The organism is Micromonospora sp. CNZ299, from assembly GCF_002754415.1.
Map to the genome: position 1 here is coordinate 2,742,049 of NZ_PEFG01000001.1, position 16,969 is coordinate 2,759,017.

At 72.0% G+C, this 16,969-nt stretch carries 15 protein-coding genes; 12 read left to right on the forward strand and 3 right to left on the reverse strand.

Annotated elements, in window-relative coordinates; translation table 11 throughout:
- Positions 1-38 precede the first annotated feature (38 nt).
- Positions 39-1,223: an LPXTG cell wall anchor domain-containing protein gene (locus CLT68_RS13085; RefSeq protein ID WP_099851156.1), complete on the reverse strand. Its 1,185-nt coding sequence runs from the start codon at positions 1,221-1,223 to the stop codon at positions 39-41.
- Positions 1,224-1,528: 305 nt separating this feature from the next.
- On the opposite strand from CLT68_RS13085, the gene rsmD reads away from it, so the two are divergent.
- The 9 genes from rsmD (at position 1,529) to CLT68_RS13130 (ending at position 9,454) form a co-directional block, all read left to right on the forward strand.
- Complete coding sequence (gene rsmD, locus CLT68_RS13090) at positions 1,529-2,092, forward strand: 16S rRNA (guanine(966)-N(2))-methyltransferase RsmD (RefSeq protein WP_088946594.1); 564 nt, start codon at positions 1,529-1,531, stop codon at positions 2,090-2,092.
- On the forward strand, positions 2,089-2,571 hold the full coding sequence (coaD, locus tag CLT68_RS13095) for a pantetheine-phosphate adenylyltransferase (RefSeq protein ID WP_099851158.1): 483 nt from the start codon (positions 2,089-2,091) through the stop codon (positions 2,569-2,571). Before rsmD ends, coaD begins: the two co-directional genes overlap by 4 nt.
- Before the next feature lie 226 nt (positions 2,572-2,797).
- Positions 2,798-3,295 carry an SPFH domain-containing protein gene (locus CLT68_RS13100; RefSeq protein WP_099851159.1) on the forward strand — a complete coding sequence of 166 codons (498 nt, stop codon included), beginning with the start codon at positions 2,798-2,800 and terminating at the stop codon, positions 3,293-3,295.
- Positions 3,296-3,404: 109 nt separating this feature from the next.
- Positions 3,405-3,968 (forward strand): YceD family protein, encoded by a 564-nt coding sequence (locus tag CLT68_RS13105; RefSeq protein ID WP_088946597.1) that lies wholly within the window; start codon positions 3,405-3,407, stop codon positions 3,966-3,968.
- 5 nt (positions 3,969-3,973) lie between these two features.
- The gene (rpmF, locus tag CLT68_RS13110) at positions 3,974-4,147 is read left to right on the forward strand and encodes a 50S ribosomal protein L32 (RefSeq protein ID WP_030335284.1); all 174 of its coding nucleotides are present in this window, start codon (positions 3,974-3,976) and stop codon (positions 4,145-4,147) included.
- 111 nt (positions 4,148-4,258) lie between these two features.
- On the forward strand, positions 4,259-5,245 hold the full coding sequence (locus CLT68_RS13115) for a hypothetical protein (protein ID WP_088946598.1): 987 nt from the start codon (positions 4,259-4,261) through the stop codon (positions 5,243-5,245).
- Positions 5,242-6,162 carry a ribonuclease III gene (gene rnc, locus CLT68_RS13120; RefSeq protein WP_486482157.1) on the forward strand — a complete coding sequence of 307 codons (921 nt, stop codon included), beginning with the start codon at positions 5,242-5,244 and terminating at the stop codon, positions 6,160-6,162. The genes CLT68_RS13115 and rnc overlap by 4 nt, the downstream gene beginning before the upstream one ends.
- Positions 6,155-7,012: a bifunctional DNA-formamidopyrimidine glycosylase/DNA-(apurinic or apyrimidinic site) lyase gene (gene mutM / locus CLT68_RS13125; RefSeq protein ID WP_099851162.1), complete on the forward strand. Its 858-nt coding sequence runs from the start codon at positions 6,155-6,157 to the stop codon at positions 7,010-7,012. The genes rnc and mutM overlap by 8 nt, the downstream gene beginning before the upstream one ends.
- Before the next feature lie 222 nt (positions 7,013-7,234).
- On the forward strand, positions 7,235-9,454 hold the full coding sequence (locus tag CLT68_RS13130) for an MMPL family transporter (RefSeq protein ID WP_099851164.1): 2,220 nt from the start codon (positions 7,235-7,237) through the stop codon (positions 9,452-9,454).
- Positions 9,455-9,674: 220 nt separating this feature from the next.
- On the opposite strand, the gene CLT68_RS13135 is transcribed toward CLT68_RS13130, so the two are convergent.
- Complete coding sequence (locus CLT68_RS13135; protein ID WP_099851167.1) at positions 9,675-10,520, reverse strand: endo alpha-1,4 polygalactosaminidase; 846 nt, start codon at positions 10,518-10,520, stop codon at positions 9,675-9,677.
- A 117-nt stretch (positions 10,521-10,637) separates the two neighbouring features.
- Positions 10,638-11,774, reverse strand: a complete 1,137-nt coding sequence (locus tag CLT68_RS13140; protein ID WP_099857109.1) for a CAP domain-containing protein — start codon at positions 11,772-11,774, stop codon at positions 10,638-10,640.
- 394 nt (positions 11,775-12,168) lie between these two features.
- Between CLT68_RS13140 and CLT68_RS13145 the strand changes: the two genes are divergently transcribed.
- From CLT68_RS13145 to CLT68_RS13155, 3 genes are all read left to right on the forward strand, one after another.
- Positions 12,169-12,363: a hypothetical protein gene (locus CLT68_RS13145; protein WP_007456482.1), complete on the forward strand. Its 195-nt coding sequence runs from the start codon at positions 12,169-12,171 to the stop codon at positions 12,361-12,363.
- Positions 12,364-12,721: 358 nt separating this feature from the next.
- The gene (gene smc, locus CLT68_RS13150) at positions 12,722-16,336 is read left to right on the forward strand and encodes a chromosome segregation protein SMC (RefSeq protein WP_099851168.1); all 3,615 of its coding nucleotides are present in this window, start codon (positions 12,722-12,724) and stop codon (positions 16,334-16,336) included.
- Positions 16,336-16,956, forward strand: coding sequence for an HAD-IA family hydrolase (locus tag CLT68_RS13155; protein WP_099851170.1), 621 nt, complete (start codon positions 16,336-16,338; stop codon positions 16,954-16,956). The genes smc and CLT68_RS13155 overlap by 1 nt, the downstream gene beginning before the upstream one ends.
- Positions 16,957-16,969 lie beyond the last annotated feature (13 nt).

Consider the following 16,969-nt stretch of genomic DNA (forward strand, 5'->3'; position numbering starts at 1 on the left):
GGTGGTCGACGCGCCCTCAGTTGTCAGAGCGGGTTGTCTCAGGCGGTGAAGCGCACCCGACGACGACGCGCCATCACGAACAGGCCAGCACCAGCGGCGAGCAGCACCACGGCGCCCGCGATGATCCCGCCGGTCGCGGCACCGGTCAGGGGCAGGGTCGGCTCGTCCTTGCCGCCACCCTGACCCGGGTTGCACTCGGCCGGCTTCTCCCAGGCGATCGGGGCGGTGTCGTCCAGGCCCTCGGCGGCCGGCGTCACGGTCAAGCCCTCGAACGCCTCGAACTCGACGAACACGGTCTGGCCCGGCGCCACGGTCCGCTTCTGGGCCTCGCCCTTGTTCGGGGTGAGGGTTACCTCGAAGGCCTTGCCGTCCTTCGGGTTAGCGAAGCCGAAAACGAGCTTGTCGCAGGTCGACTCGTAGCCAGCCTGGGGCTCGCCGGGCTTGACGCAGTCTTCGGGACTCGCCCAGGTGTAGGGCTTGTCGACCGCCTTGTCACCCTCGCTGACGGTGATCTCGCCGGCCTTGGCGGGAACGACGATGTCGCCCTTGCTGGCGCCCGGCTGGACGGTGTACGTCTTCTCGAAACCCTTGGCCTTCACGGTGAGCTTGGCCGCGGTCGTGGCGTCGGCAGCGTTGGCCAACGTGACCGTGACGGCGCCATCGCAGTCAGAGGCGAAGCTGGCCGTCGGGACGGTCACCGCCGGGGGGGTGGTCGGCGTGGGGGTGGTCGGCGTGGGGGTCGGCGTCGGCTGAGTCGGCTCGGGCGACGGCGTTACCGGAGTTTCCTCCTTGGCGCAGGTGCCCCCGAAGGTGACCTCGCCCTTGCGAGCGCTCTCCTCCTTGTAGCCGTCGTTCCACTTGGCCTTCACCGCGAGGGTGGCCTTCGTCGCCGACCCCGGCACCCGCTGCACACCGGTGAGCGGCGTGTTGACGTCGTGGGGGTAATTGTTGCCAGCGGTCTCGACGATGTTGGTAACGGTGGTGTTCTCCGGCGCCAACTTGACGCTGTGCAGCTTGAAGCCGGTGGAGGAGTAGTGAGCGATACTCTTCACGGTCCAGGTCACCACCCACTCGCCGGTAGCGGTGTCGCAGATCGCTTGGCCGCTCGGCACGGTGTAGTGGGCGCTGGCGGGGCTCGCCACGACGCCGATACCGGCGAGGCCGATCAGCGCGCCAGCGGCGATGGCCGCGACGCGCCGGAACGGAGACTTGGGACGGATCACGGGTACTCCTGGAGTGCTGAAGCGTCAGGGGTGTGGCACGGGAGCGACAGTGGACGGTTACTGCACGTCCGATCGGAGAGGCGCGCTCCCGCACCGCGGGCCGGTGGGTTGCCGCCGGCACCCGGCAGACCCTAGCGAGATCGTCGCTCGTGATACAGCGCTCAGGATTTGCTAAGGCGAATGTTATGAATTCGAGATCATTGATATACGAGTGGTGATCATGTGGTCGCCGTGCCGGTGCTGACGCCGTCGGCAGCCAGACCCGACGGGTCGCGTAGCGTCGGGGGCATGAGCAGGAGGAGACCGTGACCCGGATCGTGGCCGGGACGCTCGGCGGCCGGCGGATCGCCGCGCCCCCCGGTGCCGGCACCCGACCCACCTCAGACCGGGTCCGGGAGGCGCTGTTCAGTGCCGTCGAGGCCGAGGTCGACCTCGACGGCGCCCGCTTCGCCGACCTGTACGCCGGCTCCGGCGCGGTCGGGTTGGAGGCGCTCTCCCGCGGGGCCGCGCACGTGCTGCTGGTCGAGTCGGACGCGCGGGCGGCCCGGGTGATCCGGGAGAACGTGGCGGCTCTGCGTGCCGGCCCCGCCGCCCGCCTGGTCACCGGCAAGGTGGCGACGGTGCTGGCCGCCGGTCCGGACGGTGGGCCGTACGACGTGGTCTTCGCCGACCCGCCCTACGCCGTGCCGGACGCGGAGATCACCGCGCTGCTTACCACGCTGGTCGACGGCGACTGGCTGGCGCCGGACGCGCTGGTGGTGGTGGAGCGGTCCCGGCGGACCAGGGAGTTCGACTGGGTGGACGGGATCACCCCGGAGCGCAGTCGCCGTTACGGCGAGACCACCCTTTGGTACGGTCGCCGATCATGAGACGTGCGGTGTGCCCCGGTTCGTTCGACCCGGTCACCAACGGACACCTCGACATCATCGGGCGGGCCAGTCGGCTCTTCGACGAGGTGATCGTCGGTGTGCTGATAAATCAGTCGAAGAGTGGCCTGTTCACCGTCGAGGAGCGGATCGAGATGCTCCGCGAGGTGACCTCGTCGTACGGCAACGTGCGGGTCGAGTCGTTCCGAGGGCTGCTGGTTGACTTCTGTCGGGCCCAGCAGGCGAGCGTGCTGATCAAGGGTCTGCGGGCGGTCAGCGACTTCGACTACGAGTTGCAGATGGCCCAGATGAACATCGGGCTGGCCGGCGTCGAGACGCTCTTCATGCCGACCAACCCGCTCTACTCGTTCCTCTCCTCAAGCCTGGTCAAGGACGTGGCCAAGTGGGGTGGCGACATCTCCGCGCACGTCCCCGACCTGGTCCGTGAGGCCCTTCAGGCCCGGCTCGCCCCCCGCCCCTGACACCCCCCATCCGGCGGTCCTGCCGCTTCGGTCGCCGTGACGCCCCTTTTGCGGAAAATTGACGCAAGAGTGCGGGCCGGGTGGGCGCGGTGTGACGATGTCGCGACGCGCCGGGTTGGGGCGGATGGGGCCGGTGTGGGGCCGGCACGACATGATTGGTGGCGCGGGGAACGGCCGTAGCCCGCATCATGGAGGTCGGCCGAAGAACGACAGGAGTGAGGTACCGGTGGACCCGCTCGATCGCATCGACGAACTGATCGCCATGGTGGAGCAGGCCCGCTCCGTCCCGATGTCGCGTAACAACTGCATGGTCGACCGGGGTGAGATGATCGCGGTCCTCGACGAGATGCGCGCCGACCTCCCCGCCGACCTGCGTCGCGCCGCCGCTCTCCTGGAGGAGCGCGACAAGATCATGGAGGCCGGCAAGCGCGAGGCGGACCGGATCATCAGCGAGGGTGAGGCAGAACACGCCCGCCTGGTCTCGGTGAACGAGATCACCGTGTCGGCCGAGCACGAGGGTGCCCGGATCATCGCCGAGGCGCGGGCTGAGGCACAGCGCCTGCGTGAGGAGGTCGACGACTACGTCGACACCGCCCTGGCCAACTTCGAGCAGTTCCTCACCCGGGCGCTGGCCTCGATAGAGCGCGGCCGGGACAAGATGCACGCACTGCGGGAGATCGGCACCTTCGCTGGGGATGAGGCGGAACGCCCGCTACCCTTCTGAGCGGCACCTCACCAGCCGACTTCTCAGGCGGGCGTCGCCCCCGGTTCGACGGTCCGGCGGTCGTCCAGGTAACCTTTTTTGTCGGCCTCTCACCGGCCGGAGTCTGACTATGCCCAAGCACTCGCCATCGACACTCAACCCCAGGTCGCCGTTGGTCCTCGACACGAGGGACCTCCCGCGCCGCCCTGGCGCGTTGCGTGAAGTCCGGCGGGTCGTGCCGGCACCGGCGGACCTCGGTGTGGAGTTGATCGGCGTGCCGGAGGGCGCGGACCTCGACCTCGATCTGAGGTTGCAGTCGGTGTCCGAGGGCGTGCTCGTCTCCGGGACCATCACCGGTCCCGTTCAGGGCGAGTGCGGCCGTTGCCTGCGCGAGATCAACGACTCGATGGGCGTGACGATCCAGGAGCTGTACGCGTACGAGGACAGCACCACGGACGCCACGACCGACGAGGACGAGGTGGGCCGGATGCAGGGCGATCTGATCGACCTGGAGCCGGCGCTGCGGGACGCGTTGGTGCTCACGCTGCCGACCAACCCGCTCTGCCGGGAGGACTGCCCAGGACTGTGCCCTGAATGTGGGGCGCACTGGGACGATCTGCCGGCCGACCACAGTCACCAGCAGATCGACCCGCGTTGGGCGGGCCTGTCGCAAATGACCGTTACAGAGGAGTAAGAACCGTGGCCGTCCCGAAGCGCAAGATGTCGCGCAGCAACACCCGGTCCCGCCGGGCGAACTGGAAGGCGACCGTGGTCGCGACCGTTGCGTGCCCGCAGTGCAAGTCCCCGAAGCTGCCGCACGCCGCCTGCTCCGTCTGCGGCACCTACAACGGCCGCCAGGTTCTCGAGGTCTGACCTGGACGCCGAGTGACGCCCCCGACCCCAGGTCGGGCGGCGCGCGCATCCTGGCATTCGCCCGGTGCCCCGGCTCCCTCCGACGCCCGGCCCACTCCGGCCGGCGTCCCGGTGGAGCCGGGCACCGCGCGGATCGCCGTTGACCTCCTCGGCGGGGACGACGCTCCCGCCGTCGTGGTTGACGGCGCTCTGCGGGCCATGCGCGCCGACCCTGACCTGCACCTGCTCCTCGTCGGCCCGACCGAGGTCGCCGACGGGATGATTGCTGCCCTCGATCCGGCGCAACGCGCCCGGATCACGGTGCGGCCCGTCCGCGATGTCGTCGGTATGGCCGACCACCCCAGTGCCGCCCGCGCGGAGAGCACCGTCCGGGCCGCGGTCACCGCCGTTCGCGACGGCACCGCCGACGCCCTGGTGTCCGCCGGTGCCACCGGTGCCACCGTCACCGCAGCCGTCCTCGGCCTCGGCCGTTGGCCGGAGATCCGCCAACCCGCCCTGGCCGCCACCCTGCCCGCCGTGGCCGGGCCGGTCGTCCTGCTCGACGTCGGCGGCTCCCTCGAACCCCGCCCTGCCACTCTCGCCCGCCACGCCGTGCTCGGCGCCGCGTACGCCGCGGTGGCGCACTCGATCGCCGCGCCGCGGGTCGGCCTGCTCTCGGTCGGCACCGAGGCCGGCAAGGGCGACCGGGTCCGCCGGGCCACCGACCCCTTGCTCGCCGTCGAGCCGCTCCCCGGCGGGGCCCGCTACGTCGGCTTGGTCGAGGGGTACGACGTGGCCCTCGGCGCGCGCGCCGATGTGGTCGTCACCGACGGCTTCACCGGTAACGTGCTGCTCAAGGCCATCGAGGGCGCGTACGCCATGGCTGGCGGCCCTCCCAGCGGGGGTGGCGCGCCCCGCGCGGCCGCCCTGTTGGGCGTTGCGGGGACTGTGGTCGTCTGCCACGGTTCCGCCCGCGCCGACGACGTCGCCTCCGGCATAGCTCTCGCCGCTCACCTGTGGCGGCGGCGCGCCACCGATCTGGTCTCCGCGTTGCTCGACGGCGACGCCGCGACGGACCGCACCGACCGTTCCACCGACACCGAGGTACGCACATCATGAGCAACGACAAGCGGCGGCGGGCGTCCGTCGGTCACCTGGAAGCCGCCTTCGGCGTGAGCCTGGAACCCGAGCTGCTGCAGCGTGCGCTGACCCACCGCTCGTACGCGTACGAGAACGGCGGGTTGCCCACCAACGAGCGGCTGGAGTTCCTCGGCGACTCGGTGCTCGGCGTGGTGATCACCACGGCGCTCTTCCACAACCACCCGGACCTCCCCGAGGGGCAGCTGGCCAAGTTGCGCGCCAGCGTGGTCAACATGAGGGCCCTCGCCGACGTGGCCCGTGGTCTGGGCCCGGACGGCCTCGGCGCGTACCTGCTGCTCGGCAAGGGCGAGGAGACCACCGGCGGCCGGGACAAGGCGAGCATCCTCGCCGACACGCTGGAGGCGCTGCTCGGCGCGATCTACCTCCAGTACGGGTTGGACACCACGGGGATCGTCATCCACCGGCTCTTCGACCCGCTGATGGCGGAGTCTGCCGGCCGGGGCGCCGCCCTGGACTGGAAGACCAGCCTGCAGGAGTTGACGGCGGCGCTCGGGCTCGGCGTCCCGGAGTACCGGATCGAGGGCACCGGCCCGGACCACCTGAAGACGTTCACCGCCTGGGTGGTGGTGGCCGGCAACCGGTACGGCGGCGCCGAGGGGCGCAGCAAGAAGGAGGCCGAGCAGCGGGCCGCCGAGGCCGCCTGGCGGACGCTCGCCGAGCAGAACGGCCAGAACGACGACGGTCAGGACGGGCGTGCCGGCGACGGGCGCCAGGACCAGCCGGTCGACCGGGGCGGCTCGGCCGACTCCGACGAGCCGTTCGGGCCGTTGGAGCGCGCCGAGCGGGCGGCCCAGGCCGAGCAGGTCGACCACCTGGCGCAGGCACTGCCGGCCGGGGGTGCCGACGGCCACGAGACGGGGTCACGGGGTGCCTGAGCTGCCCGAGGTGGAGACCGTCCGGCAAGGGCTGGCCCAGTGGGTCGTCGGCCGCCGGATCACCTCGGTCGAGGTCCGTCACCCGCGTGCGGTCCGTCGGCACATCCCGGGTGACGTGCACTTCGCCGACGTGCTCGCCGGCCGGACGGTGCTCGACGCCCGCCGTCGCGGCAAGTACCTGTGGCTGCCACTGGACAGCGGCGACGCCATCATCGGGCACCTCGGGATGTCCGGCCAGATGCTGCTCCAGCCACCCGGCACCACCGACGAGACCCACCTGCGGGTCCGATTTCGGTTCGCCGACGACGGGCCGGAGCTGCGCTTCGTCGACCAGCGCACGTTCGGCGGGCTCTCGGTGAGCGAGGGCGGCGCCGAGCTGCCCGACGAGATCGCGCACATCGCCCGCGACCCGATGGACCCGGAGTTCTCCGAGGCGGAGTTCGTCGCCGCGCTGCGCCGCCGGCACACCGAGGTGAAGCGGGCCCTGCTCGACCAGACCCTGATCTCCGGGGTGGGCAACATCTACGCCGACGAGGCCCTCTGGCGCGCCGGGCTGCACGGCGCCCGACCCACCGACGCGCTGACCGGCCCTGCCGCGCAACGCCTGCTCGGCCACGTCCGCGACGTGCTCGGCGAGGCGATCACACAGGGCGGCACCAGCTTCGACGCCCTCTACGTCAACGTCAACGGCGAGAGCGGCTACTTCGACCGGGCGCTGAACGCGTACGGCCGCGAGGGTGAGCCGTGCCGGCGGTGCGGCGCACCGATCCGACGCGAGGCGTTCATGAACCGGTCCTCGTACAGCTGCCCGCACTGCCAGCCACGGCCCCGGGCTTCCCTTCGGGGATGACCCGGAGCCGACTCCGGGGTGATACCGGCGGGTCGTGGCCGGCCGCTCCGGGCTGGACCCTGGCGTACGTCCCGACAGCGGGCTGACGCCCGCCGAACCGACCCCCGCGCGCCCTGCGGTGATTCCGGGGTGCGCCGGGGCCGATCCCCGATGTGACCGCCTCGTCACGCACCTAACGTCAGCACCGATCACTGGGGGGCTGACGTGACAGGGGGAGTCGGAATGAGGAAAAGACCGGTGACGGTGCGGCTGGCGCGGTGGAGCGCCGAGCACCCGTGGCGGGCGCTCGCGATGTGGGCGGTGTTCGTGGCGGTGTGCTTCGTCGGCGGCAGCGCCGCCGGTCTCAACGAGGCCACCAGTGGCGACCAGGCGATCGGCGAGACGGGGCGGGCCGGCCTGATCGTGGACGCCGCTGACTTCGACGACCCGGCCGTGGACAACGTCCTCATCACCTCCCGGGGCGGTGCGCTGGACGAGGCGGCGGCCCGGGCGGCGGCCGACGACGCGGCGGCCCGGCTGCGCACTGTCGTCGGGGTCGCCTCGGTGGGCCAGCCGGTCACCGCCCGGGACGGCTCGGCGCTGCTGCTGCCGATCACGATGTCCGGTGATCCGGAGACGGCCTCGGAACGGGTGCAGCCGTTGCGCGACGCCACCGCCGGCGTGCAGGCCGAGCACCCGCAGTTGCGCGTCGAGCAGGTCGGCGGGCCGTCGATCGGCCAGGCCCTCGACGACACCCTGGGCAAGGACTTCAAGCGTGCCGAGCTGCTCAGCCTGCCGGTCACCCTGGCGATCCTGATCATCGCGTTCGGGGCGCTAATCGCGGCCAGCGTGCCGGTGCTGCTGGCGCTCTCCTCGGTCGCCGCCGCGATGGGTCTGTCCACTCTCGCCTCACACCTGGTGCCGGCCACCGACACCACCGCCCCGGTGATCCTCCTGATCGGCATGGCGGTCGGGGTCGACTACTCGCTGTTCTACATCCGTCGGGAGCGGGAGGAACGTGCCAAGGGCCAATCCGGCCTCGACGCCGTGGAGATCGCCGCGGAGACCTCCGGACACGCGGTGGTGGTCTCCGGCTTCGCGGTGATCATCTCGATGGCCGGGCTGCTGCTCGCCGGCGACGTGGTCTTCTCGTCCCTCGCCGTCGGCTCGATCCTCGTGGTCGCCGTCGCGGTGACCGGGTCGCTGACCGTGCTGCCCGCCCTGCTGGCCAAGCTCGGCCGCTGGGTCGACCGGCCCCGGGTGCCACTGCTCTGGCGGCTGACCGCGCCGCGCACCGGCCGGCACGGCGAGCCCCGCAAGCCCCGGCTCTGGCCCGCGGTGCTCCGGCCCGCGCTACGCGCTCCGGTGGTGACGCTGGTCATCTCGGTCGGATTGCTGCTCGCGCTGGCAGCGCCGGCGCTCGGCATGAAGCTGAAGTTCCCCGGCATGGAGGACCTGCCCCGCACCACGCCGGCCATGCAGGCGTACGACCGGCTCACCGCCGCCTTCCCGAGCAACGGCACCAATCACGTGGTGGCCGTGCGGGCGCCGGCCGAGCAGGCCGGCCGGGTTCGCGCCGCCCTCACCGAACTGTCCACCCGTGCCGCCGGTGATCCGTTGTTCGCTCCGGTCGAGGCGGACGGTCCGAAGATCGAGGTGTCGGCCGACCGGCGGGTGTCGGTACTGGACGTGGCCACCCCGTACGCCAGTCGGGACGACCGGTCGGTGCAGTCACTGAAGAAGCTGCGCGCGGACCTGGTCCCGGCGGAGCTGCGGGGCATCCCCGGCATCGAGTACGCGGTCGGCGGCAGCGTGGCCGACAGCGAGGACTACGCCGCTCACGTCCGGCAGAAGTTGCCGCTGGTCATGGGCTTCGTACTGGTCTTGACCTTCCTGGTCATGGTGTTCACCTTCCGGTCGGTGGTGATCGCGGCGAGTTCGATCGCGCTGAACCTGCTCTCCGCCGGCGCCGCGTACGGGCTGCTGGTGCTGATCTTCCAGGGTGAATGGGCCGAGAGTTTGCTCGGTTTCACCTCGATGGGCGCCATCGTGTCCTGGCTGCCGCTGTTCCTCTTCGTGGTGCTCTTCGGCCTCTCGATGGACTACCACGTCTTCGTGGTCAGTCGGATCCGCGAGGGGATCCGGGCGGGAATGCCCAACCGCGACGCGGTGTCCTACGGGATCACCTCCTCGGCCGGGGTGGTGACCAGCGCCGCGATCGTGATGGTCGGGGTCTTCTCGATCTTCGCCACGCTGAGCACGATCGACATGAAGCAGCTCGGCATCGGCCTCGCGGCGGCGATCCTGCTGGATGCCACGATCATCCGGGGCGTGGTGCTGCCGGCGCTGATGACCATGCTGGGCGACGCCAACTGGTGGGCCCCGCGCTTCCTGCGCCCGCGTTCGGCGCCCGCGCCGGCCGACCCTCCGGCACCCGCCCCGGAGCTGGTGCCGGTGCCCTGACCCGCCCGGAAACCGCCCACGCCGTCCCCGCCCCACTGCTCGCCGTTCTTGCCCCTTGATCAACTCGGGTTCATTGATGTCGCGGTATCCCAGGCCGCCTGATACCGCGACTTCATGAAAGGCGAGTCGATCAAGGGGCGGAGGCGAGCGGGGCGGGAGCGGCGGGGCGGCGGGCCGGGCCGCGGTCACGGCCACGGCCACGGCCCGGCCCACAGCCGTGTCAGGGCAGGGGGCAGGCTTCCCGCCAGGCGTCCAACGGACGGTCCTTCCGGATCGACGCGAAGCCGTAGCCGACGGTGGTGACGCAGAACTCGTCGGTCGAGCTGGCGTACTCCACGTGGAAGACCGGTTTGCCGGCGTCGACGAACGGCAGCAGTTTGGCGCACTGGCCCAGTCGGACGCACTCCTCGTTGACGACGAAGTCGAAGTCCGGGGCCAGTGCGGCGAGCTGGGGGACGTCGTTGACCAGCCCGGGGGAGAGGCTCAGCGAGCGGGCCAGCTCGGCCAGCCGGCGGTTGAAGAGCAGTTGGTCGTCGAAGTCGAGCGGGAAGCCGGTGCGGGACGCGTACCCGTCGGCGTCGGCGAGCGCCACCGCGCCGAAGCCCTTGCCGCGGCAGAGTCGGAAACGGTCGGCCAGTACCGGCTTGAGCGCGCCCCAGCTCCGCACGTCCAGCCACCGGCTGTCGGGCCGACGTCCGGTCGAGCCCTGGACGATGTCCGGGAACCGGCTGGCGTCCGGGTCGGCGGTGCGGACCGACCCGACGTGCACCTGGCAGATCAACCGGCGGTCCCGGGAGCGGAGGTCGGTGGTCTGTTCGGTGGTGGTGACCACCGGGTCGAGCAGGAAGACGTCTGCTTCCACCGTCGGGTCGAGCGGGCCGCTGAGCTGCCACTGCCACTGCCAGGTGCGGGCCGACGCGGCCGGCCATGCGGTGGGCGCGCCGGGCGGGGTCAGCTTGGCTCGGCACCCGTACGCCGGCACGACCAGGAGGAGCGCGACGCCGGCCGACAGGACGCGGCGCAGGGGGCGTACGGCGACGCGTCGTCGCCGTGGCCGGATCCACATCGGCAGCTCCCGGGTCCCGGACGGCCCGTTGCCGCCCGCACCGGTACGCCGCCCCGCACCCTCGGCCCGACGTACCTCACCGGGTCAAACGAGCGCGGGGGCGCGGACGACGCGCGGTCAGCGCGGCGCGGCGAAGACCTGCGTCCAGTACGGCCCGTTGCTGTTGGCGATGCCGACGCCGATCTCGGTGAACGCGCAGTTCAGGATGTTGGCCCGGTGGCCGGAGCTGTTCATCCAGGCATCCATCACCGCGGCCGGGGTCTTCTGGTTCCAGGCCACGTTCTCGCCGTACGTGCGCCAGGTGTAGCCGACCCGGTCCAGCCGCGTGCCGGCGTTGCTGCCGTCGCTGCCGGTGTGCGACATCTTCTGGTGGTCGGCCTGGTCCTGACTGTGCTTCTGGGCGGCGGTCATCAGCTTGTCGTCGATGCTCAGCGCCTTGCAGCCGGCCTTGGACCGCTCGGCGTTGACCAGGTTCACCACCTCGCGGGCCTGGGCGCTGACGGTGCCGCTGGATCCGCTGGACCCGTTGGACCCGTTGTTCGTGTTCGGCGCGGTGCTGCGCTCGACGCTGCGGCGCGACGCGGCGGTGGTCCGTGACGCCGCCGGGGTCGGCTTGACGACCTTGCTCGGCGAGGGGCTCGGCTGCGCCGGGCTGGGCGTGGCGGACGGGGAGGGTGCGGCCAGGGTGTCGATGGCCGGCTGCTCGGCCGGGGCCTCCGTCGCGAAGGTGTCGTCGACGGCGGTTGGCTGACTGCCCCCGTTGTCACCGCCGGGCAGCGCGAGCGCGCCGACGCCGAAGCTCACCACGAGGGTGGCCGCTGCGGCGGCGCCTCCGATCATCAGTGGCTTGCGCCAGCGGCGGGGGGAGCGGTGCCGGCCCTCGCCGGGTCGTCCGGTCACGCCGACTGTCGTCTCCGGGTCGGCGTCGGTGCGCCAGCCGCCGGTGGTCTCCGCGTCGGTGTCCGGGTGCCAACCGCCGGTGGGGTCCTCTGCCGGGCGGCTGTTGGCCCAGGCGCCGCTCCCGGCATCCGGGCGGTGGGCCGGCCAGGTGGCGGTGTGGGCGTCGGCCGAGCCGGCGGGTGTCGCCGGGCCCGACTGCCAGTCGGCGGAGGGCTGCTCCGGGTGCCACTCGTCGCCGGGCTGGTCCGAGTTGTCACCAAAGAGGTAGGCCGAGCGGGGCTCCGGGCGGTCGTGCAGCCAGGCCGGCTCGTCGGTCGGCCGTTCGACGCGCCGGGGTGCGCCGTTCGGGTCCATCGGGTCGGTCGAGCCGTACACGCCTATGCCTCCAGGGGTCGGTTGCGGGCCGGGGTGACGCTACGGCGCGGCCCCGAGCTGCGGCAACGTGGCTAAGGAAGAGTTAAGGGGAAGTCGGACGCGAGGGGGCGGACTTCCGGAAATCCGGGCGTACAGTAAAGGTGTCCGGACAGAGAGTGTCCGTGCCTTGAAGGCAGCCCCCCGACAAGTGGACAGGTCGACGTGGAGATGATCTACGGCCTGCGAGAACTTGACGAAGGAGGGGGTTTCGGCTCAATATATAGGTGTCGCCAGTCGCGCCCGGTCATGCCCAGATACAGCCTGGAATGACAGCCGCGTACTTAATGGGCGCGCGTTGGCCGGCCTTTCCGGCAGCGCATATCAAGGAGTCAGCATGGCGAAGGCCCTCTACGGCCACGTAGGTGCAGCGCCCGACCGGCGTCTGCTCGACGAGGTCACCCGACTGCGTGCCAGGGTGCAGGCACTGGAGTTCGAGATCACGCGTCTGCGTGCCGACAACGATCGGCTCGCGGCGGCTGCGGCGGAGGCGGACGATCTGCTCCGTCTGGCCGAGCCGGCGCTGACCTGATCTCCACCTCGACAAAACTGAATCGCACTATCGCAAAAAGCGCGCCGACACGTTCTGTGCCGGCGCGCAACACTGTCCGGTTCCTTTCGGGCCGACGATTTGTGATCTTGTGGTCGGTCGCACGGGAACCGTCCCGGCCGCATCCGAATAGCGCGCCCACGGATAAGCCGATCATGAACTGCTCTCGCCATTATCGGGGCCGTCCGAACAACAGCGCGGTGGTGCCTCGCGCCCTCGACGCACACGACCCGGGGCGGGTCGCGTGCTCCTCCGCTCCCACCACCGGGTTAGTCTGCGAGTTCACCCAGGTCCCCAGAGCCGGCGACGGTACGGCGGCCACCGGACGAGGATCGAGAAGGTGTATCTCAAGAGCCTGACGGTGAAGGGCTTCAAGTCCTTCGCCTCCGCCACGACGTTGAAGCTGGAGCCCGGGATCACCTGTGTGGTGGGCCCGAACGGCTCCGGCAAGTCCAACGTCGTCGACGCCATCGCCTGGGTCCTCGGCGAGCAGGGCGCCAAGGCCCTGCGCGGCGGCAAGATGGAGGACGTCATCTTCGCCGGCACCGCCGGCCGGGCGCCACTGGGCCGCGCCGAGGTCACCCTCACCATCGACAACACCGACGGCGCGCTGCCGATCGAGTACACCGAGGTCTCCATCACCCGCCGGATGTTCCGCTCCGGCGAGAGCGAGTACGAGATCAACGGCAACACCTGCCGGTTGCTCGACATCCAGGAGCTGCTGTCCGACTCCGGCATCGGCCGGGAGATGCACATCATCGTCGGGCAGGGCCGACTCGACGGCATGCTGCACGCCAAGCCGGAGGACCGCCGGGCGTTCATCGAGGAGGCGGCCGGCGTCCTCAAGCACCGCAAGCGCAAGGAAAAGGCGCTGCGCAAGCTCGACGCGATGCAGACCAACCTCAACCGCCTGACCGACCTCACCGCTGAGCTGCGCCGTCAGCTCAAGCCACTGGGCCGGCAGGCCGAGGTGGCCCGCCGTGCCGCCGCCATCCAGGCCAACCTGCGCGACGCCCGGCTGCGCCTGCTCGCCGACGACCTGGCCACCCTGCGCAGCACCCTCGATCGGGAGATCGCCGACGAGACCGCGCTGCGCGAGCGGCGTGAGCAGATCGAGGGCGAGCACGTCGAGGTGCAGGGCCGCCTCGGCGAGCTGGAGGCCGCCCTCGCGGAGGACGCGCCGCTGCTCGCCGCCGCCCAGGACACCTGGTACAAGCTGTCCGCCCTCCAGGAGCGCTTCCGCTCGATCGAGCAGTTGGCCCGGGAACGGCTGCGGCACCTCAGCGCCAGCGGCGACGACGAGCGGCCCGGCCGCGACCCGGACCAGCTGGAGGCCGAGGCGGAACGCGTCCGCGAGCAGGAGGAGGAGCTGCGCGGGGCACTCACCGACGACCAGATCCGGCTGGCCGAGGCGGTCGAGCACCGCCAGGAGCTGGAACGGCAGCTCGCCGCCGCCGAACGGGAGCTGGTCGCCGCCGCCAAGGCCATCGCCGACCGCCGGGAGGGGATGGCCCGGCTCACCGGGCAGGTCAACTCGGCCCGCGCCCGGACGACCAGCGCCGGCGAGGAGATCGAACGACTCGCCGTTGCGCACGCCGACGCGCTGGGCCGCGCCGAGCAGGCGCAGGCCGACCTGGACGCGGTGGCCGCCCAGTCCACCGAGGCCGACCGGGACAACGCGGACCTGGACGCCCGGCACGCCGAGGCGGTCGCCGTGCAGGAGCGGGCGCAGGCCACCGTGCGCTCGCTGTCCGACGCCGAGCGGGCGGCGGAGAAGGACGCCGCCACCTGGAAGGCCCGGGAGGAAGCGCTGGCGCTCGGGCTGCGGCGCAAGGACGGCGCGGGAGCGCTGCTCGCCCGCGCCGGCGACGTGCCCGGCCTGCTCGGCAGCCTCGCCGGGCTGCTCACCGTCGCGCCCGGCCACGAGGCCGCGCTGGCCGCCGCGCTCGGCGGTCTCGCCGACGCGGTCGCCGTCAGCGGGGTGGACGAGGCCGTCGAGGCGATGCGCCTGCTGAAGATCTCCGACGCCGGCCGGGCCGGCCTGCTCGTCGGCAGCCCGGCGGGGCCCGGCATGACCGGTTCCGCCGACGCGCTGCGCCCGAAGCTGCCCGACGACGCCCGGTGGGCCCCCGACCTGGTGGAGTGCAGCGCCGAGCTGCGTCCGGCCGTGCACCGGGCACTGCGCGACGTGGCGCTCGTCGACGATCTCGCCGCCGCCGCCGACCTGGTCGCCAGCAACCCCGAGCTGCGGGCGGTCACCCCCGACGGTGACGTGGTCGGGGCGTACGCGGCGGCTGGTGGGTCGGCCAAGGCCCCCAGCTACATCGAGGTGCAGGCCGCTGTCGAGGAGGCCCGCGCCAACCGGCTCACCGCCGAGCGCGCGGGCGTGGAGCTGCGCGACCAGCTCGTCGAGGCGCGCGCCGAGGTGGCCGCAGCCAAGGAGGCCGTGCAGCACGCCGCCGCCGAGAAGCGTGAGGCGGAGAGCCACCGCAACGCCGCCGCGCGCCGGCTGGCCGAGCTGGGGGCGGCGGCCCGCTCGGCGAAGGCGGAGACCGACCGGCTCGGTGAGTCCCGCTCCCGCGCCGAGGCGGCTCGACAACGGGACCTCACCGCACTCGCCGAGCTGGAGGAACGGCTGCGGCTGGCCGAGGAGACCCCGGTCGACGCCGAGCCGTCCAGCGAGGAACGGGACCAACTCGCCGCGATGGTGCCGCAGGCCCGGCAGAACGAGATGGAGGTCCGGCTCGCCGTGCGTACCGCCGAGGAGCGGGTCTCCTCGATCGCCGGTCGGGCCGACTCGCTGGCCCGGCAGGCCACCGCGGAGCGGGCCGCCCGGGAGCGCGCCGCAGCCCGGCGGGCCGCGCGCACCAGGGGTGCGGGCATCGCCCGGGCCGTCGCCGGCGGCGCCCGGGAGGCCCTCACCCGGCTCACCACCTCGATCGCGACGGCCGAGGAGCACCGCGACGCGGTCGCCCTGGAACGCGCCGCCCGTGAGGCGGAGCTTCAGGAGGTACGCGGGGCAGCCAAGCGTCTCGGCGCGGAGCTGGAGCGGCTGACCAGCCAGGTGCACCGTGACGAGGTGGCCCGCGCCGAGCAACGACTGCGCATCGAGCAGTTGGAGGCGAAGGCCGCCGAGGACTTCGGACTGGACGTGGAGACGCTGGTCGCCGAGTACGGCCCCGCGCAGCCCGTTCCGCCGACCCAGGTCGACGTCGCGACGGCCGAACGGGACGGCCTGCCGGTGCCCGAGCCGGTGCGCTACGAGCGGCCGGTGCAGGAGAAGCGCGCCGCCAAGGCGGAACGCGAACTGGCCCTGCTCGGCAAGGTCAACCCGCTCGCGCTGGAGGAGTTCGCCGCGCTGGAGGAGCGCTTCAAGTTCCTCTCCGAGCAGTTGGAAGACCTCAAGGCCACCCGTCGGGACCTGCTCACCGTGGTCAAGGACGTGGACGAGCGGATCCTGGAGGTCTTCGCCAGCGCCTTCGAGGACACCGCTCGGGAGTTCGAGCAGGTGTTCACGGTGCTCTTCCCCGGCGGCGAGGGCCGGCTGATCCTCACCGAGCCGGACGACCTGCTCACCACCGGCGTCGAGGTGGAGGCCCGCCCGCCGGGCAAGAAGATCAAGCGGCTGTCGCTGCTCTCCGGCGGCGAGCGGTCGCTGACCGCGGTGGCCATGCTTGTGGCGATCTTCCGCGCCCGGCCCAGCCCGTTCTACATCATGGACGAGGTGGAGGCGGCCCTCGACGACGTCAACCTGGGCCGGCTGATCCTGTTGCTGGCACAGTTGCGGGAGAAGAGCCAGCTGATCGTCATCACGCACCAGAAGCGGACGATGGAGATCGCGGACGCGCTCTACGGGGTCACCATGCGCAGCGGGGTCACCCAGGTGATCAGCCAACGGCTCAACCGGGCCGACGAGGACGACCAGCGGCACGGCCGCGGCGAGGAGAACGGGTAGTGGCTCGGGAACGCGCGACGGCGCTCCTGCTGGACTTCGACGGCGTACTGCGCCGGTGGGATCCGGCGGTGGCTGCCGGTGTCGAGCGGGAGTACGGCCTGTCCGAGGGGGTGCTCGGCGAGATCGCCATGCAGTGGGGCCGGCTTCAGCCGGTGCTCACCGGCCAGGTCAGCCACGCCGAGTGGGTGAGCAGCGTGGCCGACGCTCTCGCCGAGCCGGCCGGTGGCCCGGACCGGGCCCGCGCAGCGGTGGAGCAGTGGCAGCGCTACCGGGGTGAGGTGGACACCGAGGTGCTCGACTTCGTCCGCGAGGTACGCGCGGCCGGGATCACTGTCGGGCTGGGCACCAACGCCACCGACCTGCTCGACGCCGACCTGGCCGCCCTCGGTCTGGTCGGCGAGCTGGACGTGGTGATCAACTCCTCCACCCTCGGAGTGCACAAGCCCGCCCCGGAATACTTCCAGGCCGCCTGCCAGGCGCTGGCCACCCCGCCGGCCCGGGTGCTCTTCGTCGACGACGAGGACTGGGCCGTACGGGGTGCCCGCTCCGCTGGGCTGTCGGCGCACCGCTGGGGCGGCCACGCCGACCTGCGTTACCTGCGGGCGGCTCTGGACCACTGAGCCGCGCCGCCTC

What these genes read in the sequence shown, in the direction of transcription:
- CLT68_RS13130 (WP_099851164.1), top strand. Translation starts at nt 7,235, where the DNA reads ATGAGGAAAAGACCGGTGACGGTGCGGCTGGCGCGGTGGAGCGCCGAG.
- CLT68_RS13135 (WP_099851167.1), bottom strand. Translation starts at nt 10,520, where the DNA reads ATGTGGATCCGGCCACGGCGACGACGCGTCGCCGTACGCCCCCTGCGC.
- CLT68_RS13105 (WP_088946597.1), top strand. Translation starts at nt 3,405, where the DNA reads ATGCCCAAGCACTCGCCATCGACACTCAACCCCAGGTCGCCGTTGGTC.
- coaD (WP_099851158.1), top strand. Translation starts at nt 2,089, where the DNA reads ATGAGACGTGCGGTGTGCCCCGGTTCGTTCGACCCGGTCACCAACGGA.
- rnc (WP_486482157.1), top strand. Translation starts at nt 5,242, where the DNA reads ATGAGCAACGACAAGCGGCGGCGGGCGTCCGTCGGTCACCTGGAAGCC.
- CLT68_RS13145 (WP_007456482.1), top strand. Translation starts at nt 12,169, where the DNA reads ATGGCGAAGGCCCTCTACGGCCACGTAGGTGCAGCGCCCGACCGGCGT.
- CLT68_RS13140 (WP_099857109.1), bottom strand. Translation starts at nt 11,774, where the DNA reads ATGGACCCGAACGGCGCACCCCGGCGCGTCGAACGGCCGACCGACGAG.